At 67.6% G+C, this 21,218-nt stretch carries 18 protein-coding genes and 2 tRNA genes; 11 read left to right on the forward strand and 9 right to left on the reverse strand.

What is annotated here, in order from left to right:
• The first annotated feature begins 380 nt into the window (after positions 1 to 380).
• The 5 genes from E5K04_RS09915 to E5K04_RS09935 all read left to right on the forward strand — a co-directional run bounded on the left by E5K04_RS09915 (position 381) and on the right by E5K04_RS09935 (position 8,548).
• Positions 381 to 1,988 (forward strand): DUF47 family protein, encoded by a 1,608-nt coding sequence (locus E5K04_RS09915; RefSeq protein ID WP_205700336.1) that lies wholly within the window; start codon positions 381 to 383, stop codon positions 1,986 to 1,988.
• Positions 1,985 to 3,619 carry a PEP/pyruvate-binding domain-containing protein gene (locus E5K04_RS09920; RefSeq protein ID WP_136553556.1) on the forward strand — a complete coding sequence of 545 codons (1,635 nt, stop codon included), beginning with the start codon at positions 1,985 to 1,987 and terminating at the stop codon, positions 3,617 to 3,619. Before E5K04_RS09915 ends, E5K04_RS09920 begins: the two co-directional genes overlap by 4 nt.
• Before the next feature lie 134 nt (positions 3,620 to 3,753).
• Positions 3,754 to 6,540, forward strand: a complete 2,787-nt coding sequence (locus E5K04_RS09925; RefSeq protein ID WP_136553558.1) for an AMP-binding protein — start codon at positions 3,754 to 3,756, stop codon at positions 6,538 to 6,540.
• Between the two features lie 110 nt (positions 6,541 to 6,650).
• Positions 6,651 to 7,625, forward strand: a complete 975-nt coding sequence (locus E5K04_RS09930; protein WP_136553560.1) for an Acg family FMN-binding oxidoreductase — start codon at positions 6,651 to 6,653, stop codon at positions 7,623 to 7,625.
• On the forward strand, positions 7,622 to 8,548 hold the full coding sequence (locus tag E5K04_RS09935; protein WP_136553562.1) for a DUF6920 family protein: 927 nt from the start codon (positions 7,622 to 7,624) through the stop codon (positions 8,546 to 8,548). The genes E5K04_RS09930 and E5K04_RS09935 overlap by 4 nt, the downstream gene beginning before the upstream one ends.
• A 17-nt stretch (positions 8,549 to 8,565) precedes the next feature.
• Here the strand turns inward: E5K04_RS09935 and E5K04_RS09940 are convergent.
• From E5K04_RS09940 to E5K04_RS09955, 4 genes are all read right to left on the reverse strand, one after another.
• A tRNA-Phe gene (locus tag E5K04_RS09940) sits at positions 8,566 to 8,641 on the reverse strand.
• Between the two features lie 25 nt (positions 8,642 to 8,666).
• A tRNA-Phe gene (locus E5K04_RS09945) sits at positions 8,667 to 8,742 on the reverse strand.
• Positions 8,743 to 8,854: 112 nt separating this feature from the next.
• Positions 8,855 to 9,919 (reverse strand): 4-hydroxyphenylpyruvate dioxygenase, encoded by a 1,065-nt coding sequence (gene hppD / locus E5K04_RS09950; RefSeq protein ID WP_136553564.1) that lies wholly within the window; start codon positions 9,917 to 9,919, stop codon positions 8,855 to 8,857.
• A 51-nt stretch (positions 9,920 to 9,970) separates the two neighbouring features.
• A complete protein-coding gene (locus tag E5K04_RS09955) occupies positions 9,971 to 10,741 on the reverse strand; it encodes a phenylalanine 4-monooxygenase (protein ID WP_136553566.1) in 771 nt (256 codons plus the stop codon).
• Positions 10,742 to 10,910: 169 nt separating this feature from the next.
• On the opposite strand from E5K04_RS09955, the gene E5K04_RS09960 reads away from it, so the two are divergent.
• The gene (locus tag E5K04_RS09960) at positions 10,911 to 11,393 is read left to right on the forward strand and encodes an Lrp/AsnC family transcriptional regulator (RefSeq protein WP_136553568.1); all 483 of its coding nucleotides are present in this window, start codon (positions 10,911 to 10,913) and stop codon (positions 11,391 to 11,393) included.
• A 90-nt stretch (positions 11,394 to 11,483) separates the two neighbouring features.
• On the opposite strand, the gene E5K04_RS09965 is transcribed toward E5K04_RS09960, so the two are convergent.
• From E5K04_RS09965 to nadA, 5 genes are all read right to left on the reverse strand, one after another.
• The gene (locus tag E5K04_RS09965) at positions 11,484 to 12,449 is read right to left on the reverse strand and encodes a histone deacetylase family protein (RefSeq protein ID WP_136553570.1); all 966 of its coding nucleotides are present in this window, start codon (positions 12,447 to 12,449) and stop codon (positions 11,484 to 11,486) included.
• Positions 12,450 to 12,600: 151 nt separating this feature from the next.
• The gene (locus E5K04_RS09970) at positions 12,601 to 13,689 is read right to left on the reverse strand and encodes a peptidoglycan DD-metalloendopeptidase family protein (RefSeq protein WP_136553572.1); all 1,089 of its coding nucleotides are present in this window, start codon (positions 13,687 to 13,689) and stop codon (positions 12,601 to 12,603) included.
• A gap of 65 nt (positions 13,690 to 13,754) precedes the next feature.
• Complete coding sequence (locus E5K04_RS09975) at positions 13,755 to 14,423, reverse strand: protein-L-isoaspartate(D-aspartate) O-methyltransferase (protein WP_136553574.1); 669 nt, start codon at positions 14,421 to 14,423, stop codon at positions 13,755 to 13,757.
• Complete coding sequence (gene surE / locus E5K04_RS09980) at positions 14,408 to 15,151, reverse strand: 5'/3'-nucleotidase SurE (protein ID WP_136553576.1); 744 nt, start codon at positions 15,149 to 15,151, stop codon at positions 14,408 to 14,410. The genes E5K04_RS09975 and surE overlap by 16 nt, the downstream gene beginning before the upstream one ends.
• 167 nt (positions 15,152 to 15,318) lie before the next feature.
• Positions 15,319 to 16,236, reverse strand: a complete 918-nt coding sequence (nadA, locus tag E5K04_RS09985) for a quinolinate synthase NadA (RefSeq protein ID WP_136553578.1) — start codon at positions 16,234 to 16,236, stop codon at positions 15,319 to 15,321.
• Between the two features lie 242 nt (positions 16,237 to 16,478).
• Between nadA and E5K04_RS09990 the strand changes: the two genes are divergently transcribed.
• The 5 genes from E5K04_RS09990 to rplS all read left to right on the forward strand — a co-directional run bounded on the left by E5K04_RS09990 (position 16,479) and on the right by rplS (position 21,196).
• Positions 16,479 to 19,157 (forward strand): bifunctional acetate--CoA ligase family protein/GNAT family N-acetyltransferase, encoded by a 2,679-nt coding sequence (locus E5K04_RS09990; protein WP_136553580.1) that lies wholly within the window; start codon positions 16,479 to 16,481, stop codon positions 19,155 to 19,157.
• Positions 19,158 to 19,274: 117 nt separating this feature from the next.
• The gene (gene rpsP / locus E5K04_RS09995) at positions 19,275 to 19,526 is read left to right on the forward strand and encodes a 30S ribosomal protein S16 (RefSeq protein ID WP_136553582.1); all 252 of its coding nucleotides are present in this window, start codon (positions 19,275 to 19,277) and stop codon (positions 19,524 to 19,526) included.
• 26 nt (positions 19,527 to 19,552) lie between these two features.
• Complete coding sequence (rimM, locus tag E5K04_RS10000) at positions 19,553 to 20,059, forward strand: ribosome maturation factor RimM (RefSeq protein WP_136553584.1); 507 nt, start codon at positions 19,553 to 19,555, stop codon at positions 20,057 to 20,059.
• Positions 20,059 to 20,826, forward strand: coding sequence for a tRNA (guanosine(37)-N1)-methyltransferase TrmD (trmD, locus tag E5K04_RS10005; RefSeq protein WP_136553586.1), 768 nt, complete (start codon positions 20,059 to 20,061; stop codon positions 20,824 to 20,826). Before rimM ends, trmD begins: the two co-directional genes overlap by 1 nt.
• A gap of 1 nt (position 20,827) precedes the next feature.
• Complete coding sequence (rplS, locus tag E5K04_RS10010) at positions 20,828 to 21,196, forward strand: 50S ribosomal protein L19 (RefSeq protein WP_136553588.1); 369 nt, start codon at positions 20,828 to 20,830, stop codon at positions 21,194 to 21,196.
• Positions 21,197 to 21,218: the final 22 nt, after the last annotated feature.

The following is a 21,218-nucleotide window of genomic DNA, read 5'->3' on the forward strand; positions in this document are numbered from 1 at the left end:
TAATGATGCTCGGATCGCACTCGATGAGGACGTCCCGATGCAGAAAACAGGCGCTGTCGCCTCCCTTGGGGAGTCATCCTTACTGCTGCCCGCGTGGATTACCGCCGCGCTGGCCGCGAACGACAGGCTGAAACTCTACCTGAGCCTGATGCAGACCGTGATCCACGCAGTGGACCACGGTGGGGACATCGGTATCGACTGGCAAAAAGAGTTTGTCCGCCTCGGCCTGCAGGGCCAGGCTTGGCTGGCCCGCCTTGGGCCATGGCGCCTACCGGCAGGGCGACGCTGTCTTTGTGCCGCGGCTGGGCGAGTGGCTGGATGCGCTGGACAGGGACTTGCATGCCATGGCTAGGCCGGTCTGCGGGCGGCCGGATCATCCCGTGCCCGAGCTTGCGGCCAGATGTGACGCCTGGCATGCGAGGCTCGAAGCGCTGGCAGGCTCAGAGGAAATCGGCCCCGCCCTTTTGCATGAATTGACGCACGGGGACCGCAAGTCGGGGGACAGCCTGCACCTGCTGGTCATGGATCTGCACAAGGCGATCAACACCCTGGCGGGGGACGTGGCGACCGAGGAAATTGACGGCGCCCATGCCTGGCAGGTCCTCGACGAGGATCGCCCGCGTGTCCAGGCCTTCATGCGCGGACTCCACTCGACCGCCGCGCTCAAGTTCGGCCATCCCGGGCTGGATACCGCGGTCACCCGTGACGGCGACCGCCTGCTGCTGCAAAACGATATCGGTACCAACGACGCCCATGTGCTGGTGATCGAATGGACACCGGATGCGCTGCACCTGACTTACTCCGATCTGCACCCGGCGCGTTTCGAATTCTTTGCCGGCATGTTGCGCCCACTCGGGTTCGAGTGGACGGCGATCTCTCCGGGCAAGGATGCGGCACTCAACGAAGGCAAGTCCTATCAGGTGGGGTACGCTTCCTTGCAATCCGGCAGCGAGAGTCGTTTGGCCGAAGCCCTGGAGCGGGCGGCTTCCAGGATCGTCTTTGTCATCGACTGGAACCGGGCGCGCAAGCGCTTGCAGCATTTTGTCCGTAAACCCGTGGCGGTCGGCATTCTCGAACAGCTGGCGCGGGAAGACCTCGGACACATGGCCTGGCTGCTCGCCGGAGGCGAGCAGCTGGTGTACGACGCCATGCAGTCGATGGATGGCGGGGGCTTCCGGGTGGGCGACCGCCTCGACCGGGTGTTGGGAGAGGCCGCGGCGCGCGACTACCTGTATGCGCTGATGCGGGAGGCCAGCGTCAGGCTGAGGGAGCAGCAGCCGGTGGCGCTGGTGGCGGACGAGGCCCGCCTGCTGCTGGCGCGGGCCATGCGCAAACGCGCTTTCGAATTCGATTTGCTGGCAGAGCAGGCGGCTTACTGTCAAGCGCTGGCGCAGAGCATCGTGGAAATGCTGCTCGAACCGGCTTCGCCTTCCGGGCTCCAGCAGCAACTGGCGCGGGCCAAGACATGGGAGCGGCAGGCGGACCATTTGCTGGTCGAGGCCAGGCAGCGCAGCCACCACTTCGAGCGCTGGCAGCCGATGCTCGGCTTGCTTGAACGGATGGACGATGTCGCCGACGTGCTGGAGGAGGCCGTCTTTGTGCTGGGCTTGCTGCAGCACCCGGGCATGCCGGTGATGCCTGCCGAGGTCAACCGGCATCTGTCTGCCATTGCCGAACTGACCCTGGGCGCGATTCAGGACCAGGTCAAGGTTGTGGAAATCTCGCGCCACCTGGAGGAGGGGAGCGCCCAGCGTGACGGCGACGAATTCCTGCAGGTGCTCTGGCGAATCGTCCGTGCCGAGCGCGCGTGTGACGAGGCGCTGCGCATGGCGCGCTGGGAACTGGTCGGCCAGTGGCGCGGGCAAGCCGCCGCGCTGCAAATGGCCGTCGAGTTCGCGTCCAATGTCGAACAGGCGACCGACCGCCTGCTGGAGGTTGCCTACGTCCTGCGTGGCAGGGTCCTCGAGAAGTCTGGAGTTCAGTCATGAGAATGGATACGCGGTGGCCGCCGCATTTTTACCTGATAGCCGGATGTCCGCAGGCGAAAAGGAACGACGCCTCCTTGCAGGACATGGGGGCGAAGGCCTTCAACCTGCGCGAAATGGCAAACCTGGGGCTGCCGGTTCCGCCCGCACTGGTGATCGGTACGGCCTACACGGCGAGCCCGGAGTCCTGTTTGCCTTTGCTGGCCGCACACGGCATGCCCGCTCTGGAGGCGGCCGCAGGGGCAATCTTTGGCGACGAGAGGCAGCCGCTGCTGGTGTCCGTCCGCTCGGGCGCGCCGGTATCGATGCCCGGCATGCTGGAGACCCTGCTCAATGTCGGCCTGTGCGACAAAACCGTCAGCGGCCTGCTGCGCCAGACGGGCAACCCGCGCATGGTATGGGATGCCTACCGGCGCCTGGTCGCGACATTCGGATCGGTGGTCGCGGGTATTCCCGCGCAGCACTTCGAGCGGCTGACGGAGGAGGTCGCGCAGGGGCGCGACGAGCGGCAACTGGACTTCTCCGAACACCGGTCGCTGGTCCGCAGCTATCTGGATTTCTTCCTGAGCAGTACCGGCCAGGACTTCCCGCAGGACCCGCAAGTCCAGTTGCATCAGTCAGTGCTCGCCGTATTCCGTTCCTGGCATCAGGCCAAGGCGCAGGCCTACCGGAAAATGCACGGTCTGGGCGAGGAGATGGGGACGGCGGTGATGATCCAGCGGATGGTGTTCGGCAATGCGGGTTTGCGTTCCGGTGCCGGCGTGGGTTTTACCCGGAACCCGGTCACGGGCGCCCCGGGTCTTTGGTTTGATTACTTGCGCAACGCACAAGGCGAGGACGTGGTCGGCGGACGTCGCCGCGCCCCCGGGCAGGAGGCAGGCATGCCTGCCGAGTGTCTGGCGCAACTCGAGGCGGCTGCGCGCTTGCTGGAGCGTCATTTCCAGGACATGCAGGACCTGGAGTTTACCGTCGAGGAGGGCTGCCTTTACCTGCTGCAAACGCGGGCCGGCAAGCGCTCCGGCATTGCGGCGGCCCGGATCGCGCTGGACCTGCAGGAAGAGGGGGTGATCGACAGGGCGCTTGCCTTGAGCCGTACCCGGGAACTCACCGCGGGCGAGCTCTCGCATACCCGCCTGGCCGTCAAGGACGCGTCGGGCTTGCAGGTGCTGGCGCGGGCGACGCCGGCCAGCGCGGGGGTGGTGAGCGCCGAGGTCGTGCTCGACGCGGATACCGCCCGGCGCAGGGCTGCATCCGGAGCTATGGTAGTGCTGGTGAGGACGGATGCGGAAACCGACGACATCGAAGGCCTGCAGGTGGCGGTCGGGCTGCTGACCAGCCGCGGCGCCAGAACCTCGCACGCGGCGGTGGTCGCACGGCAGTTGGGCAAGGTCTGCCTGGTCGGGTGCGAGTCGATGCAGGTGGACCTCTCCCTGCGGGTGCTGCGTTTTGGCGATCAGGTGGTCGCCGAGGGGGCATGCCTGACGCTGGATGCGGAGGGCGGGCAGGTGATCGCAGGTGCGGCGGAATGGGTCGAAGAGCCTGACCTGCCGCTGCTGTCCCGCCTGCAGGGTTTGCGGCATGGTGTGGAAGAGGACGGGGCGGGCTGTGCCCGCGTAGCAGGGTTGGCTGGCTGAGCTGTACGTCAGGGATCCGGCGGTCAGGAGCACCGATTGCGCCTGGCTGGAAGGCGGGCGCCGGGACTCGCCCGGGCCCGCCGGATTCCGCCTGCTGCCGGGCGTCTGTCCCGCGGGCATAAGGAGACGGCAGCATGGGACAAGACGAGCGTCTGCTGGCCATCGTGCGCGAGTTAGCTGGCGAGCTGAAGCCGGGTGCGCCAGAGCTGGCAAGCTACGGGCTCCATCACCACCTGGAGCGCGACTTCGGCCTGGACAGCCTCTCCCGTGTCGAACTCTTTGCGCGCGTCGAGCGCGAACTGGGCGTGCAACTGGGGGAGGACGCGTTCGCCGCCGAGACCCCGGCCGAGCTCCTGGCGCTGGCCGGCGCCGCACTGGCGGAGCGGGAGCAAGGCGCGGCCGCGCCCGAGGACGCGCCCTCGCTTGGCGGCGCGTTCGCAGCGGCGCCACCCAGCCTTGCGACGCTCACCGTCGTGCTCGACTGGCATGTCCGCCACCAGGGCGGGCGCGTGCATATCCACCTGCTGGACGAGGCGGGGCGGGACGATGCGGTCAGCTACGCGCGCTTGTCTGCCGCGGCGCGGGCGGTCGCTGCCGGCCTGCTCGCGCAAGGCGCCGCGCCCGGCAGCCGCGTCGCGCTGATGCTGCCGACCGGGCTCGACTTCTTTGCCGTGTTCTACGGCGCGCTCTACGCCGGCTGCGTGCCGGTGCCGCTCTACCCGCCGGCGCGCCCGGCGCAACTGGAAGAGCACCTGCGCCGCGTCGCCGCCATCCTCGCCAACTCGGGCGCGCGCTGGCTGGTGACCGACCCGCGCGCGCGGGTGTTCGCCAGCGCCTTGTCCGCCCGCTGCCCGGCACTGGACGGCATCCTGACCGTCGGCGAGCTGAATGCGTACGGCGCGGCGCCGAGCCTGCCGCGCCGGCAGGGTAGTGACCTTGCCTTCCTCCAGTACACCTCGGGCAGCACCGGCGAGCCCAAGGGCGTCATGTTGAGCCACGCCAACCTGCTCGCCAACCTTCGCGCGATGCAGGAGGCGGCGCGGGCGACGCCCGACGACGTGTTCGTGTCGTGGCTGCCGCTCTACCACGACATGGGGCTGATCGGCGCCGGCCTTGGCAGCATGGTGATCGGCTTCACGCTGGTGCTGATGTCGCCGCTTGCTTTCCTCGCGCGGCCGGTGCGCTGGCTTCAGGCGATCTCGCGCTACCGCGGCACACTCTCGGCGGCGCCCAACTTCGCGTACGAGATCTGCGCCGGCAAGCTTGCCAACGAGGCGCTCTCCGGGCTCGACCTCTCTTCCTGGCGCATGGCGTGCAACGGCGCCGAGGCGGTCAGCCCGCAGACACTCGAGCGTTTCGCCGCGCGCCTCGCACCCTACGGCTTGCGCCGCGAGGCGCTGTCGCCGGTGTACGGGCTGGCCGAAGCGTCGGTGGGCCTGGCCTTTCCGCCATCGGGGCGCGGGCCGCGCATCGACCATGTGGCGCGGCGCGCGCTGGCCGACGACGGCGTCGCCGAGCCTGCCCCAGCGGCCGGTGCCGGCGTGCAGGCCGTGCCCGGCTGCGGCCATGCCTTGCCGGGGCACGCGTTGCGCATCGTCGACGCGGCAGGTCTGGCGCTACCCGAGAGGCGGGTCGGCCGCGTCCAGTTTTGCGGGCCGTCGGCGTGCGCCGGCTATTTCGACAACCCGGCTGCCACCGCCAAACTGTTCGACGGTGCGTGGCTGAATACCGGCGACCTCGGATATCTGGCCGACGGCGAACTGTTCATTACCGGCCGCGAGAAAGACATCATCATCCGCGGCGGGCACAACATCCACCCGCAGGAGCTCGAGGAGGCGGTCGGCCGCATCGCCGGCGTGCGCGCCGGCAATGTGGTGGTGTTTGCCGCGACCGACGAGGGTGCCGGCACCGAGCGCCTGGTGGTGCTCGCTGAAGTGCGCGTACGGGACGAGGCGGCGAGGGGGGCGATCCGCCGGCAGGTCGAAGCGCTGGCCGTCGACCTGACCGGGCTGCCGGCGGACGACGTGGTGCTCGCGCCGCCGGGGACGGTCCTCAAGACCTCCAGCGGCAAGTTGCGCCGGGCGGCCTGCCGCGCGGCTTACGAGCAGGGCACGCTGCTGCGCCGGGCGCGCTCGGCGCGGCGCCAGGCGGCGACGGTAGCCGGCGCCGCGGCGCTGGTGCGCGTGCGTGCCGCGTTGCGTAGGGCGCTCGGCACCTTGTGGCCATGCTGGGCGTGGGCGGTGTTCGTGCTGTGCGTGCCGCTGGTGTGGTGCCTGATCGCGCTGGGGCCGACGCTGCGCCTGCGCCGGTACGCGGCCCGCACGGGCGCAAGGCTCGCGCTCGCGGCCGCCGGCCTGCCGGCGCACGTGGAGGGGCTTGAATGGCTGCCGGCCAACGGGCCGGTCGTCGTGGTCGCCAACCACGCAAGCTACGTCGACGGCCTGCTGCTCTGCGCCGTGCTGCCCGCGCGCTTCGGCTACGTCGCCAAGCGCGAACTGCTGAACGGCGCCTTATCTGCGCTGCCGCTGCGCCGCCTGGGCGCAGCCTTCGTCGAGCGTTTCGACGCCGCGCGCGGCGCACAGGATTCAGCAGCGCTCGAGGCGCGGCTCGCGGCGGGCGACGCGCTGGTGTTCTTCCCGGAAGGCACCTTCGGCGAAGCGCCGGGGCTGTTGCCCTTCCATATGGGCGCCTTCCTCGCCGCCGCGCGCACGGGATCGCCTGTGCTGCCGGTGACGCTGGGCGGAACCCGCGCCTTGTTGCCGGGCGAGCGGCGCTGGCCGCGGTTTGCCCGGCTGTCGGTCACGATCCACCCGCCGCTGTTTCCGTCCGGTACGGACTGGCGTTCGGCGCTTGCGTTGCGCGATGCGGCACGCGCGGTGATGCTGGCGCGTGTCGGCGAGCCGGACGCATCCGCCCGTTAACGCTTCTGCGGGGCCTGTGTCGTGGTAGATGGGCTAGTCGCAGCAGCACAGGCGTCCCGTTGTACGCTGCGTGCCGCTTGGCGCGCGGCATTAGCCAGAAAGGGAGACTCATGCAGGCCGACATCGTCACCAGCCTCCTCACCCGGGCCTTGCAGGCGCCTTCCAGCCACAACAGCCAACCGTGGCAGTTTGCAGTGGACGACGCGCGGATCGAACTGTGGGCAGACCGCCGCCGCGCATTGCCGGTCAACGACCCGGACGGCCGCGAGCTGCTGATCAGTTGCGGCGCGGCGCTGATGACGTTGCGGGTCGCGGCCGCCGCCGCCGGGCTGGCGGCGCGGGTCGAGCTGCTGCCATGCCGTGCCGACGCGGACTTGCTGGCCCATGTCGGGCTGTCGTGCGGACCGGCCGACGCCTCGCTTGCCTGGCTTGGCCCTGGCATCGACGCGCGGCGTACCTGCCGCCATGCTTACGACGGCCGTGCGCCCGAGCCGGCTGTAGCTGCCGCGGTCGTGGCAGCACTCGCTGAGGAAGGCGCCGGGCTGATCACGGTCGACGCGGCGCAGCGGCTGGCCGTGGGCGAATTGGTCGCCGAGGGCGACCGCATCCGTTGGCGCGACAGAGCCTGGCGGGCGGAGCTGGCAATGTGGCTGCATGGCCGGCGCGACGGCGACGGGCTGGCTTTGCCGGCACTGCTGGCACCGTTGGCCCGGGCCGCCGTGCGGAAGCTGGACCTGGGCAAGAGGGTGGCCGGGCACGACCGGCAAGGCTTGACGCAGGCGCCCTGGCTGACGGTGGTCAGCAGCGAGGAAGACAACCCCCGCGCCTGGTTGATGGCCGGGCAGGCCTTGCAACGCGCCTTGCTCACGGCGTGCCGCCATGGCATCCAGGCATCCTATCTGAACCAGCCAGTGCAGTTGCCAGTGCTGCGCCGGCGTTTGCAGTCGCTATTGGGCACGCAGGCATTTCCGCAGTTGCTCTTGTGCTGGGGTTACCCGCAGGCGCCGCTGCCGGTGACACCCAGGCGTTCGCTGGACAGCGTGCTGCATCCTGCCGCTGGTGAGCCTTCCCGGGTGCGACGATGAGCGCTTGGCCATGGGACGTGCTGGCCGCCGGCTGTGTGCTGCTTGCAGCGCTGCGCTGGTACGGCTTGCGGCGCTGGGCGGCGAAAACGCGTGCCGTGCAGGCGCGGTTATGCGTCTTGCGCCAAGACATGGCAGTTCCACGCTTCTACCCTGACGCCCTGCATGGTTTGCCTGCACCGGTCGCCCGGTATTTGCGACAGGTTTTGCCGGCAGGTGCCGTGCAAGTCCGCTCGGTGACACTGAGTCAGCAAGGCGTGCTCAACTTGCGGCAAAGCGGCGAGTGCTGGCGGCCGTTCAGTGCGCGGCAGACGGTGGTGTTGCAGCGCCCCGGCTTTGTCTGGGATGCCCGGGTTTCGCTGCTGCCTCTGCTGACGGTCTGCGTACATGACGGCTACGTCGCCGGGGAGGGCCTGCTCGAGCCGGCGCTGCTGGGACTGTTTGCCCTGGGAGCGCCTTGCGACCGATCTAAGCTCGCACATGACGAACTGACACGGTTTCTGGCGGAAGCGCCGTGGTACCCGCACGTGCTACTGCCTGGGCAGGGGGTGAAGTGGCAAGCAATCGACGGAACCAGCGCCCTCGCCACGCTTTGCGATGGCGAAGTTGTAGTGTCGCTCACATTCCATTTTGGCCGGGACGGTCTGGTTGAGGCTGTCCGCGCCGAGCAGCGGGGAAGGCTGGTGGGGGGGCGGTTGGTCTCTACGCCGTGGGAGGGTCGGCTATCCAATTATCAGCGACAAGACGGTGTGCTGGTTCCGCTGGACGGCGAAGTGGCCTGGCTGATGCCGCAGGGGCGACATCCCTACTGGCGCAGCACGATGACGATGCTTGCTTATCAGCGGCAGGCAGACGGCGATCCGTCTGGCTGGGGCGGCAAGTCCACCGAAAGGAGGGGCTTAAACGTGAAAACGCCCGGCCGGTGACGGTCGGGCGTGGAATCTGGTGGCCAATCGCGGAATCGAACCACGGACACGCGGATTTTCAATCCGCTGCTCTACCAACTGAGCTAATTGGCCTCTCGAAGCAATGCGTAAAGGTGGATGGTGGCCAATCGCGGAATCGAACCACGGACACGCGGATTTTCAATCCGCTGCTCTACCAACTGAGCTAATTGGCCTTCACGCCTTTGCTGCATCGCGTTCAGAGGCGTGCATTTAACCAGACAAAAACGGCATGGTCAAGCGTGAATTTGGAAAAAACCCGCTTTTCAAAAATTACCCCTTGCCGGCTCACGATTCCTGCAGCACGCCGCGCCTGACCTGGTCGTCCTCGATCGACTCGAACAGCGCCTTGAAGTTGCCTTCGCCGAAGCCCTCGTCGCCCTTGCGCTGGATGATCTCGAAGAAGATCGGGCCGATCACGGTCTCGGTGAAGATCTGCAGCAGGATGCCGCCGCCGTCCTGCGGCGCGCCGTCGATCAGCACGCGGTTGCGGCGCAGCCGCTCGACGTTTTCGCCGTGGCCGGGCAGGCGCGCGTCGACGCGCGCGTAATAGCTGTCCGGGGTGTCGAGAAAGCGTACGCCGGCGCCTTGCAGCGCCTCGACCGTCGCGTGGATGTCGGCGCTGGCGAGTGCGATGTGCTGGATGCCCTCGCCGTGGTAGGCGTGCAGGAATTCCTCGATCTGGCTCTTGTCGTCGGCCGACTCGTTGATCGGGATGCGGATCTTGCCGCACGGACTGGTCATCGCCATCGAGCGCAGGCCGGTCAGCTTGCCTTCGATGTCGAAGTAGCGGATCTCGCGGAAGTTGGCGATGTCTTGGTAGAAGGACGCCCAGTGCTGCATCTGCCCGCGGTGCACGTTGTGCGTGAGGTGGTCGATCGCCTGCAGGCCGACGCCGGCCGGGTGGCGCTCGGCGCCGGGCAGCGCGACGAAGTCGACGTCGTAGATCTCGCAGCCGTTTGCAAGCGGTTCGACCAGATAGATCGCCGAGCCGCCGATGCCTTCGATCGCCGGGATGTTCAGCTCCATGAAGCCGGCCTTGTGCGTGTACGGCCGCGCGCCGTGCGCAAGCGCGTATTCGTACGCGCGCGCGGCGTTTTCGACCCGCCACGCCATCGCGCACGCCGACGGCCCGTGCGCCTGGCCGAACAGGTGGGCCGGGTGGCTGTGCTCGGCGTTGACGATGAAGTTGATATCGCCCTGGCGGAACAGGCTGACGTCCTTGTGGCGGTGCCGCGCGATTTCGGTGAAACCCAGCGTGGCGAACAGCGCCTTGAGTTCGGCGATGCCGGCGGCGTCAGGGGCGGTGTACTCGACGAACTCGAAGCCGTCGCAGCCTAGGGGGTTGAACATGCTGTCTCCTTGCTTGTTGTCGGGCGGGCGGGGTCTTTGCCCCGTCCCGTTTCAGCCGGAAAGCCCGGCTTGTTCGGTCCAGCGCGCGAAGCCTGCTTCGAGCGCGTCGAAACTGTCGATCACGAAGAGCTCGTCCTGCAGGTGCCAGACGTCGTAATCGGTTCGTGCGATCAGGTCGGGGTCGAACGCGTGCTTGTGGGTCGCCGCAGACAGGCTGTAGCCCACTTCCTGGTGCGAGGAGAGGATGCCGGCGCCGTAGATGCGCAAGCCCTCGCCGGTGCAGATCAGCCCGAATTCGACGGTGTACCAGTAGAGGCGGGCGAGCGCGTGGCGTGCCGGGAGCTCCAGCTTGTGCGCGCGCACGCCGGCCTCTCCAAACCGCTGGAAAAAGGCGGCGAAGCGCGGGTGGGTGAGCAGCGGTGCGTGGCCGACCAGGTCGTGGAAGATGTCGGGGGCCGGCGTGTAGTCGAGGTCGGCGGCGTCGCGGATGAAGTCGGTCGACGGGAAGCGGCGCGCTGCGAGCATCGCAAAGAATTCGTCGTCGGGGACGATGCCGTCGACGCGCACCAGCTGCCAGCCGGTGTGTGAAGAGATGCGGTCGCTGATGTCGGCAAGCCTGGGGATGCGTTCGCAGACGAGCCCGGTGTCGGCGAGGGCCTGCAGGTACTCGTCGCACGCGCGCCCGGGCCACAGCGCGCGTTGGCGCCCGATCAGCGCCCGCCACACAGCGTGTTCGGCCTCGTCGTAGGCCGGCACCGGCACGCCGTGGATATCCGGCCAGCACGTGCTGGATGTCCTGGCGGCGGCAGGGGCTGCGAGCATGGCGGTTTCTCCCTTACAACACTAAACGACGCAATCTGACACCATCATCTGGACTGAATTTGGCATTTCATTCTAGAGTAGAAGCGCTGCAATTAATGTGCGTTCTCGGTGTGCCGCGCCGGCCTGCACGGATAAAAATTACAAACAAATCGTCTTTACAGGAGAAATCATGCCGACTGTTGCGCTGGATAAAACGGACCTGAAAATGCTGGCCGCCCTTCAATTGAACGGGCGGCTCTCCAACGTCGAACTGGCCGAAAAGGTCGCGCTGTCGCCGTCGCCCTGCCTGCGCAGGCTCAAGCAACTGGAGGAGTCCGGCGTGATCCGCCAGTACGTGGCCCTGCTGGATCCGGCGCGCATCGGGCTGGGACTGCACGCCTTCGTGCGGGTCAAGCTGGAGAAAAGGGGCGGGAGCAGCCTCAAGGGCTTTATCGAGGCGGTGCAGGGCTGGAGCGAGGTGGTCAACTGCTATGCGATGACCGGCGAGATGGACTATCTGTTGCAGGTGTACTTCGAGGACCTCGAGCACTTCTCGCGGTTCGTGATGGACCAGCTGTTGCAGCAGCCGGGGGTCGAGGACGTGAAGTCGAGCTTCGTGCTCAAGGATTTCAAGCAGACCACGGCGCTGCCGCTGAACCAGATCGGCGTGTGACGCTGCCGGCCGCCAGCGTCGGCGGCGGTCATCCAAGACAAAGCCTGCTTGCCGTGCAAGCAGGCTTTGTCTTGTGCGCGTGCCGGCGGCTTACAGGTCGGACAGCACGCGGATATGCGCGGCGGCGCTGCGCCCCAGCGCGGAGAGGTCGTAGCCGCCTTCGAGCACCGACACCAGCCGGCCCTGGCAGTAGAGGTCAGCCACCTGCACCAGATGGCGGGTCACCCACTCGAAGTCCGCCTCGGTCAGCCCCATCGAACCCATGTCGTCCTCGCGGTGCGCGTCAAACCCGGCCGAGATGAACAGCATCTGAGGCTGGAAGTCGTGCAGCAAGGGCAGCCAGACCGTCTCGACGACTTCGCGGAAGTCGCGGCTGCCGCTGCCGGCCTTCAGCGGAACATTGTGCAGGTTGGGGTTGCTGCCGGCCGGCGTGTCGCCGCTGTACGGGAAGAAGGGGTGCTGGAAGGTCGACACCATCATCACGCGCGGGTCGTCCTTGAAGATTTCCTCGGTGCCGTTGCCATGGTGGACGTCGAAGTCGATGACTGCCACCCGCTCGTACTTGTACACAGACAGCGCGTGGGCGACGCCGACGGCGATATTGTTGAAGAAGCAGAACCCCATCGACTTGGCGCTCTCCGCGTGGTGGCCCGGCGGGCGGATCGCGCAGAACGCGTTGGGCGCCTTGTCCTCGCATACCAGTTCGACCGCCTTGACCACCGCGCCGGCCGCGCGTTGCGCGGCGGCCAGCGTGCCCGGCGACATCGCGGTGTCCGGGTCGATGCGGAAGGTGCCGACGTGCGGCGCGCAGGCTTCCAGGTACTCGACGTAACGGGGCGGATGCACGCGGGTGAGCTGCTGCATCGTCACCTGCGGCGCTTCGACCTCCTGCAGGCTGTCGAACAGTTGCGACGCCATCAGCTGGTCGCGGATCGCGATCAGCCGCTCGGGGCATTCCGGATGGCCGACGCCCATATTGTGGCCGAGGCAGTCCTTGTGGGTGATATACGCGGTCAGGCCGGTGCGGTGCCAGCGGTTCTTGAGCCAGGAAAACAAGGGAACGTCCTTACTTGCTTGCGCTTGCGGCGGGCGGTCAGATTATGACCTTTTGATAGAGTTTGCTCTAATCGGCCGGTGAATGCAAACGCGCGGCGGCCCGTTGTGGGACGCCGCGCGCAAGGGACGCCGGGTGTGGAGGGAAAGCCAATCAGGGCTGGCTGCCCAGGTGGTTTTCCGGGTTGACCGGCTTGCCGAATTCGCGGATCTCGAAGTGCAGCTTGACCTGGTCGGCGTCGGTATTGCCCATCAGCGCGATCTTCTGCCCCTGCTTGACGCTCTGGCCTTCCTTGACCAAGAGGTCGCTGTTGTGCGCGTACGCGGTCAGAAATTCCTTGTCGTGCTTGACGATGATCAGCTTGCCGTAGCCCTTGAGGCCGTTGCCGCTGTACACCACCTTGCCGTCGGCCGAGGCGAGGACGGGCTGGCCGGCCTTGCCGGCGATGTCGATCCCCTTGTTCTTGTCGTTGAAGCGGCCGACTACCTTGCCCTCGGTCGGCCACAGCCAGCGGCCCGTCCCTGCCGCCACCGGCTGCGGCGTGCTGTCGGTGGCCGCCTTGCTGGCTGGCGCTTCCGCCTGCTTGACGGGGGCGGCTGCCGGAGCGGTGGCGGCGGGCTTGGCCGCCGGTGACGCCGCGACAACGGGAGCGGCCGCGATAATCGGCGCCGGCGTCTTGGCGGCCGGCGCGGCCCCTGCGCCGCCTTCGCTAAGTCGGGCAAGTTCGCTCCCCGCCTGGGCGCTGTACGGCAGTTTCAGCGCCTGCGGGTAGGGCTTGAGCGTGCCGTCGGCAACGGCAGCCGGTGCCGGCGACGGGCTGGCGCGGACGACCGGCGCGGCGGCGGGGGCGCTGCCGGCGACGCTGGCCGCGCCGCCAGGCGGCGTCAGCCGCAGCACCTGGCCGACCTTGATGTCGAAGGTTTCCATGCCGTTCCAGCGCGCGACGTCCTGGTGCTTGAGGCCGTTGTTCAGCGAGATGCGGTACAGGTTCTCGCCCGGCTGCACGATATGCGTCTTCGCGCCGAGCGCCTGCGCGGACGCGCCGACCGGCAGGGCGATCGCCTCGGCGCCGCCTTGCATCTGCGGCGTGGCCGGCGCGGCGCCGTAGGCGGGCGACTGGGCGCCGCCGCTGACGATGGGCGCGGCCGGCTGCGAGGTTTGCGCGCAGGCCGTCAGCAGGAGCAGGGTGCCGGTACCGGCGAGCTTGAGCAGGGTGGAGCGTGGGTTTCGGTTCTTGTTCATGCTGTTCATGTCATCTGGTGGGCGGCGCCGTGCGCCGTCCGCGTTGGATTCGGGGGCCTGCCGGGTCAGGCGCGGCCGCTGAGCAGGGGGACGAACTTGACCGGGTCGAGCCGGGTCTGCCGCAGGCCCTGCGGGGTCTTCTCGAGCAGCAGCAGGTACTGCTCGTCGTCGCCCAGCGGCATGATCATGCGGCCGCCTTCGGCCAGCTGGTCGACCAGCGCCTGCGGCACGAAGCGCGCCGCGCAGGTCATGATGATGCCGTCGAACGGCGCCACGTCGGGCAAACCAGCGTGGCCGTCAGCATGGACCAGCCGCGCGTGGATGAGTTTCGCCGCGCGCAGGTTTTGCCTCGCCTTGGCGAGCAGCGGGCCCAGCCGTTCGATCGAATAGACGTCGGCGCCGCTCTCCAGCAGCACGGCGCTCTGGTAGCCGCAGCCGGTGCCGATCTCGAGCACCTTGCCGGCAGGCCTGCCGGTGAGCAGCAGCTCGGTCATTCGGGCGACGGTGAACGGCTGTGAGATGGTCTGGCCGTGGCCGATCGGCAGCGACACGTCGTCGTACGCGCGGCTGGCCAGCGCCTCGTCGACGAAGACATGGCGCGGCACCCGCCGCATCGCCTCCAGCACGCGTTCGTCGCGGATGCCGCCCTGGTGCAGGCGTTCGACCATCCGCGCGCGCGTGCGCTCCGACATCATCCCCCAGCCGTGCGCGCGCGGGCCTACGGTTGCAACCATGCCTTGACTCCGTCCAGTTGGGGGTACGCGGTGAGGTCGATCGACAGCGGGGTGACCGACGCCAGGTTGTTTGCGGTGGCCCAGAAGTCGGTGCCTTCGCCGGCGTCCTGCGCGGCGCCGACCGCGCCGACCCAGTACACGGCTTCGCCGCGCGGGTTGCGCGCCTCGATCACCGGTTCGGCGTGGTGGCGGCGGCCCAGACGGGTCGTCGTCACGCCGGCGAGCGCCGGCAGCGGGATGTCCGGCACGTTGACGTTGAGCAGCACCGGCGCGCCGAACGGGCGGGCCCGGAAGCGTTCGACCAGCCCATCCACGACGTGGCAGGCGGTCGCGAAGTTCTGCCCGCTCTTGCCGCACAGCGAGACGGCTACCGACGGGATGCCGAGCAGGTAGCCCTCGGTCGCGGCGGCGACGGTGCCGGAGTAGATGGTGTCGTCGCCCATGTTCGCGCCGTGGTTGATCCCGGAGAAGATCATGTCGGGGCGGAAGTCCAGCCAGCCGGTGACCGCCAGGTGCACGCAGTCGGTCGGCGTGCCGTTGACGTAGTGAAAGCCGTTGGCGGCCTGGCGCAGCGTCAGCGGCCGATCCAGCGTCAGCGAATTGCTCGCGCCGCTGCGGTCGCGCTCCGGCGCGACGACAACCACCTCGCCGTGGCGGCCGAGCGTGGCCGCCAGGGCGGCGAGCCCGGGGGCAAAATAACCGTCGTCGTTGCTGATCAGGAATCTCATGGCGGGCCTCTAGTGCGAGTGTCCGATTGTATCCTCGCCGGCGGTGCCACCCAAGCGGGTTGCGCAAAAATGCGGCAATGGCCGGGTCGCCGGCGGGAAGCGCGCGTTTGCGCGCAACAAAAAGCCCTCGCGCGGGCGAGGGCTTGCGGGCGGGCGCCGGGCCTGCCTTACGCGTAGTAGCGGCGGCTGAACTCGAGCATGCGTTCGATCGGCACGCGGGCGGCGGCCATCTCGGCCTCGCCCAGGTAGTCGATCTCGGTACCTTCACCTTGCTGTGCGCGACGCACGGCTTCGATGGTGTTCATCTTCATGTACGGGCAGGAGTTGCACTGGCAGCCGGCGTAGATCGGCGCCTGGCGCAGGTCGAGGTCCGGGCGGGCCAGCCCCATGTTGTAGAGGATGCCGTCCTCGGTCGCGACGAAGATCACCGCGCGCGCATCGCCCTGGTAGGCCTTGACCCAGTTCAGCATGCCGGACGTCGAACCGACGTAGTCGGCCTTCTTCAGTACCGGCAGCGGGCTCTCCGGGTGGGCGATCAGGTACTTGCTGCCCGGTACCGCGTCGAACGCCTCCTGCAGCGCAGCCTCGTTGAACTTGTCGTGCACCTCGCATACCGCCGACCATAATGGCATATCGTAGCCGTACTGGTAGTTGAGGTAAGCGCCCATGTTGCGGTCGGGCGAGAAGATGACCTTCTTACCCTCGGCGTACAGGTGGGCGATGATGTCGTCGACGTTGCGGCTGGTGACGATCCAGTCGGACAGTGCCTTGTGCTGCGCGCTCGAGTTGATGTACGACACGTGCACGTGGTCCGGGTGGCTCTCCCGCCAGCGCTTGAGCGCGGTCACGTCGGTCTGGGTGACCAGCGAGCAGGTCGACCCGGCGTCGGGCAGGATCACGCGGGCTTGCGGGTTGAGGATCTTGGCGGTTTCGGCCATGAAGCGCACGCCGGCGAACACGATGGTGTCGGCTTCCGCCTCGCGGGCGTATAGCGACAATTCCAGGCTGTCGCCGACCTTGTCGGCCATCTGCTGGATTTCCGGTTGCGTGTAGTAGTGGGCAAGGGTGACGACGCGGTTCGTCATGATTTGTTCGTAAACTCCGTGGTCGGATGCAGGCCGGACTCGACGTGGCGATTGTTGCGGTGCAATATTTCGTCGGGAAACGCTACAGCGTAACAAGTTTGCGTACCCGGCGCCACCCGGCCTCTGCCGGTGGTGCATGCTAGTGTAATCCATGGGCGCCGGTTGGCAATTGCTTTGGGTTAGACTGGCACAGGCGTAGCCAGGCCCGCCCGTGTTTACGGCCGCTTACCCGGAACAGATCCATGAAGCCCCATTACCTGACTCCCCTGTTTTCCCCGCGCAGCGTCGCCGTCGTCGGCGCGAGCGACACCCCGGGCTCGGTCGGCCAGGCCGTGTTCGCCAACCTGCTCGCCGGCAACTTCCAGGGCAAGCTCTACCCGGTCAACCTCAACCACAAGACGGTCGGCGGCGTGCCGGCGACCGCGTCCGTGCGCCAGATCGAGGCGCCGATCGAGCTGGCGATCGTCACCACCGCGCTCAGGACCTTGCCCGCGATCATGCGCGACTGCGGCAAGAAGGGCGTGCAGGCGATGCTGTTGGCCAAGGAGTTTTCCGACAGCGAAGAATCCGACCGCGAACTGATGGCCGAGGCGCTCGCCATCGCGCGCGAACACGGCATTCGCGTGCTCGGCCCCAACGTGCTCGGGCTGATGCGCCCGGTCGCCGGCTTCAACGCGACCAACTACACGAGCCGGGTCAAGGCGGGCAACCTAGCGCTGGTGTCGCAGTCGTCGGCGCTTTGCACGGCGATGCTCGACTGGGCCGACAGCAAGGGGATCGGCTTTTCCAGCGTGATCTCGGTGGGCACCGCGCTCGACGTCGACTTCGGCGAGATTCTCGACTACCTGGTCGCCGACAGCTTCACGCAGGGCATCCTGCTGCACGTCCACCATATCCACGACGCGCGCCGTTTCATGAGTGCGCTCAGGGCCGCCGCGCGTACCAAGCCGGTGGTGGTGATCAAGTCCGGCCGCCACGACGACGAAGAGGCGGCCGAGCTGACGCTGCACCCGCACATGCTCGAGAGCAGCGACGTGTTCGACGCCGCGCTCTCGCGCGGTGGCGTGCTGCGCGTGCAGACCATCGCCCAGCTGTTTACCGCGGCCAAGGTGCTGGCCGCCAACTACCGGGTCGGCGGACGGCGGCTGGCGATCGTCACCAACGGCATCGGTCCGGGCGTGCTCGCCGCGGACAGCGCGCGCGCCAACGGGGTCGAGCTCGCCCGCCTGTCGCCCGAGACCGTTGCCCGCCTCGACGACGTGCTGCCGCGCAACTGGTCGCGCGGCAACCCGGTCGACATCATCGGTGACGCCTCGCCGGTGCGCTTTCGCAGCGGGGTCAAGGCCTGCCTGGACGACCCGGGCGTCGACGGCGTGCTGGTGGTCTTCACGCCGCAGGCCGGCACCGACCACCTGACCACCGCCCAGTTGATGGTCGGGCTGCAGCGGGAGACCGGCAAGCCCATCTTCCTGTCGTGGCTGGGCGACGCCAAGGTGTCCGAGAGCCGCGAGCTGTTTTCCAAGAACAAGTGCGCGCACTTTAGGGCGCCCGAGTTCGCGATCGAGGTTTTCCGCAACCTCGCGGCCTACCACGAGAACCAGCAATTGCTGCTGCAGACGCCGGGGCCGCTCGAGGGCGAGCGGCGCGCGCCCGACCTGGCCGCCGCGCGCGAGGTGATCGACGGCGCGCTCGCCGAAGGGCGTCGCCTGCTCTCCGAGCGCGAGTCCAAGGCGGTGCTCGCCGCGTTCGGCGTGCCGGTCAACCGCACCGAACTGGCCCGCAGCGAGGACGAGGCGATCGCGCTGGCTGCCGGGATCGGCTACCCAGTGGTGCTCAAGGTCGACTCGCCCGACATCATCCACAAGTCGGACGTCGGCGGGGTCGAGCTCAATATCGGCAACGAGGCGAGCCTGCGCCAGGCGTGGGCCGGCATTGTCGAGGGGGTGCGCCGGCTGCGCCCGGACGCGCGGCTCTCCGGCATTTCGGTGCAAGCCATGAAGAAGCGCGGGCACGCGCGCGAGGTGATGGTCGGCGTCAGCCACGACGAGACCTTCGGCCCGGTCATGCTGTTCGGCGCCGGCGGCATCGCGGCCGAGGTGCTGCAGGACTACGCGCTGTCGCTGCCGCCGCTGAACGACTACCTGGTCGGGCGCATGGTCGCGCGTACCCGGGTCGGCAAGACGCTGGGCGCGTTCCGCAACCTGCCGGCGATCGACCAGGACGCGTTGCAGGAGGTGCTGCTCAGGGTCTCGGAGATGGTGTGCGAGCTGCCGCAGATCCGCGAGCTGGACGCCAACCCGCTTCTGGTCGACGAAAACGGCGTGCTCGCGCTGGACGCGCGCATCATCGTGCAGGCGGTCGAGCCCGACACGCTGCGTTACCGCCATATGGCGATCATGCCGTACCCGACGCACCGCGTCAGCGAGGCCGCCCTGACCGATGGCACGCGCGTGCGAATCCGCCCGATCCGTCCGGAGGACGCGCAGATGCAGCAGGCGTTCGTGCGCAACCTGTCCGACGAGAGCCGCTACAACCGCTACCTGTCGAGCATCAAGCAGCTGTCGCAGCAGATGCTGGTACGTTTCACCCAGCTTGATTACGACCGCGAGATGGCGCTGGCGATGGTGCGCGACGGCGAGGCGGGCGAGGAAATGCTCGCCGTCGCCCGCTACATCACCGACCCGGACATGGCCTCGTGCGAGTTCGCGCTCGAGGTTGCCGACAACTGGCAGGGCAAGGGGATCGGCCAGCTGTTGATGGGGGTGCTGTTCGACGCGGCGCGCGAACAGGGGCTGACCACCATGCGCGGCGAGGTGCTGGCCGCCAACAAGGGTATGCTCAAGCTGATGCACCGGCTGGGCTTCGAGGTGCAGACGCATCCGGAGGACCGCGCGCTGACCATCGTCAGCAAGCCGCTGTAGCGTGGCGGGCGTTGCCCCCGGCCGCGCGCGGCGGGATTAAACGCTTGCCAGATAAGGAAAAACTGCCATAGAATTGCACGCTTTTCTACGTTCCGAATTTTTCAAGGACAAACGACAATGGTAGTGATCCGTCTGTCTCGCGGTGGTTCCAAGAACCGTCCGTTCTACAACATCGTTGTAACCGACTCCCGCAGCCGCCGCGACGGCCGCTTCATCGAGCGCGTTGGCTTCTACAACCCGGTCGCCAACGAGAAGGAAGAGCGCGTCCGCTTCGCAATGGACCGCGTCAACCACTGGATCGGTACCGGCGCCCAGGTGACCGACTCCGTCGCCAAGCTGCTCAAGGAGCAGTCCAAGGCGGCTGCCTGATCCGTCCTGAATTGAAGACGGAAACCATGCGCAGCGAAGACCTGGTGGTCATGGGCTATATCAGCGGCGCCTTCGGCGTCCGCGGCTGGGTGAAGATCCACGCGGATACCGAGTACGCCGATAGCCTGTTCGACTACCCTGTCTGGTGGCTGGGCAAGGATGGCAGCTGGTCGGCGTATACCTTCGAGGAAGGTGCCGTCCAGCCCAAGGCGCTGGTGGCCAAGCTCGAGGGGGTCAGCGGCCGCGACGCGGCGCACGCGCTGCGCGGTTGCGAGATCGCCGTTGCCCGTGCCGAGCTGCCGGCAGCCGGTGAGGGGGAATACTACTGGACCGACCTGATCGGCCTTGAAGTGTTCAACCCGGCCGGCGAGCGACTGGGCAAGGTGAAGAACCTGATGCAGACCGGGGCCAACGATGTACTGGTCCTCGACGATCATGGCAAGGAACGCCTGCTGCCCTTTGTCGAGCAGGTGGTCCTCGAAGTCGATCTTGCCGGTGGCCGGCTGACGGCCGACTGGGGGCTCGACTACTGATGCTGATCGACGCCATCTCGCTGTTCCCGGAGATGTTCGACGCGGTCACCCGTTTCGGCGTCAGCCGGCGGGCAGTCCAGATCGGCGTCTGCGACTTCGCGGCGTGGAATCCCCGCGATTTCACCCACGACAATTACCGCACCATCGACGACCGGCCTTACGGGGGCGGCCCCGGCATGGTGATGATGATCGAGCCGCTGGCCGCGGCGATCGGCGCCGCGCGTGCGCGGCAGGCCGCAGCCGGCGTGGCGGACAGCCACGTGGTCTACCTGTCGCCGCAGGGCACGCAGCTTAGCCACCGCAAGGCGGTCGAGCTGTCGGCACGGCCGGGGCTGATCCTGCTGTGTGGGCGCTACGAAGGCGTCGACGAGCGGCTGATCCGTACCGAGGTCGACGAGGAAATTTCCATCGGCGACTACGTCCTCTCCGGCGGCGAGCTGCCGGCGATGGTGCTGACGGATACGGTGCTGCGTTTGCTGCCCGGGGTATTGGGTGACGCCCAGTCGGCGGACGAGGATTCGTTCGCCCACGGCCTGCTCGATTGCCCGCACTATACGCGGCCCGAAGAGTATCAGGGCATGCGGGTGCCGGATGTATTGCTGTCCGGCAATCATGCGCTGATCGCCAAATGGCGGCTCAAGCAGTCGCTGGGAAGGACGTGGCAACGTCGCCCGGAACTGCTCGAAGGTCGTCCGTTTACAAAACAGGAATCTCGGCTGCTGGCAGAGTACCAGCAGGAACAAGATTCCCAAAAACCGGAGCATTAAGATGAACCTGATCCAGCAACTGGAAAACGAAGAAATCGCCCGCCTGGGCAAGACCATTCCCGAATTCGCACCGGGCGATACCGTTATCGTCCAGGTGAAGGTGAAGGAAGGCAACCGTGAGCGTTTGCAGGCTTACGAAGGCGTGGTGATCGCCAAGCGCAACCGTGGCCTGAACAGCTCGTTCATCGTGCGCAAGCTGTCCGCCGGTGAAGGCGTTGAGCGTACCTTCCAGACCTACTCCCCGCTGGTGGCTTCGATCGAAGTCAAGCGCCGCGGTGACGTGCGTCGCGCCAAGCTGTACTACCTGCGTGGTCGTACCGGCAAGTCCGCACGCATCAAGGAAAAGCTGCCGGCCCGCAAGGCTGGTTAATGCAGCAGGGTGGAGCATCGCT

The sequence above is a fragment of the Crenobacter intestini genome, from assembly GCF_004919095.1.
In the GTDB taxonomy this organism is placed as follows: domain Bacteria; phylum Pseudomonadota; class Gammaproteobacteria; order Burkholderiales; family Chromobacteriaceae; genus Craterilacuibacter; species Craterilacuibacter intestini.

Coding starts and splice junctions, on each gene's coding strand:
- E5K04_RS09920 (WP_136553556.1), top strand. CDS start 1,985: ATGAGAATGGATACGCGGTGGCCGCCGCATTTTTACCTGATAGCCGGA.
- E5K04_RS09925 (WP_136553558.1), top strand. CDS start 3,754: ATGGGACAAGACGAGCGTCTGCTGGCCATCGTGCGCGAGTTAGCTGGC.
- E5K04_RS09930 (WP_136553560.1), top strand. CDS start 6,651: ATGCAGGCCGACATCGTCACCAGCCTCCTCACCCGGGCCTTGCAGGCG.
- E5K04_RS09935 (WP_136553562.1), top strand. CDS start 7,622: ATGAGCGCTTGGCCATGGGACGTGCTGGCCGCCGGCTGTGTGCTGCTT.
- hppD (WP_136553564.1), bottom strand. CDS start 9,919: ATGTTCAACCCCCTAGGCTGCGACGGCTTCGAGTTCGTCGAGTACACC.
- E5K04_RS09955 (WP_136553566.1), bottom strand. CDS start 10,741: ATGCTCGCAGCCCCTGCCGCCGCCAGGACATCCAGCACGTGCTGGCCG.
- E5K04_RS09960 (WP_136553568.1), top strand. CDS start 10,911: ATGCCGACTGTTGCGCTGGATAAAACGGACCTGAAAATGCTGGCCGCC.
- E5K04_RS09970 (WP_136553572.1), bottom strand. CDS start 13,689: ATGAACAAGAACCGAAACCCACGCTCCACCCTGCTCAAGCTCGCCGGT.
- E5K04_RS09975 (WP_136553574.1), bottom strand. CDS start 14,423: ATGGTTGCAACCGTAGGCCCGCGCGCGCACGGCTGGGGGATGATGTCG.
- surE (WP_136553576.1), bottom strand. CDS start 15,151: ATGAGATTCCTGATCAGCAACGACGACGGTTATTTTGCCCCCGGGCTC.
- nadA (WP_136553578.1), bottom strand. CDS start 16,236: ATGACGAACCGCGTCGTCACCCTTGCCCACTACTACACGCAACCGGAA.
- E5K04_RS09990 (WP_136553580.1), top strand. CDS start 16,479: ATGAAGCCCCATTACCTGACTCCCCTGTTTTCCCCGCGCAGCGTCGCC.
- rpsP (WP_136553582.1), top strand. CDS start 19,275: ATGGTAGTGATCCGTCTGTCTCGCGGTGGTTCCAAGAACCGTCCGTTC.
- rimM (WP_136553584.1), top strand. CDS start 19,553: ATGCGCAGCGAAGACCTGGTGGTCATGGGCTATATCAGCGGCGCCTTC.
- trmD (WP_136553586.1), top strand. CDS start 20,059: ATGCTGATCGACGCCATCTCGCTGTTCCCGGAGATGTTCGACGCGGTC.
- rplS (WP_136553588.1), top strand. CDS start 20,828: ATGAACCTGATCCAGCAACTGGAAAACGAAGAAATCGCCCGCCTGGGC.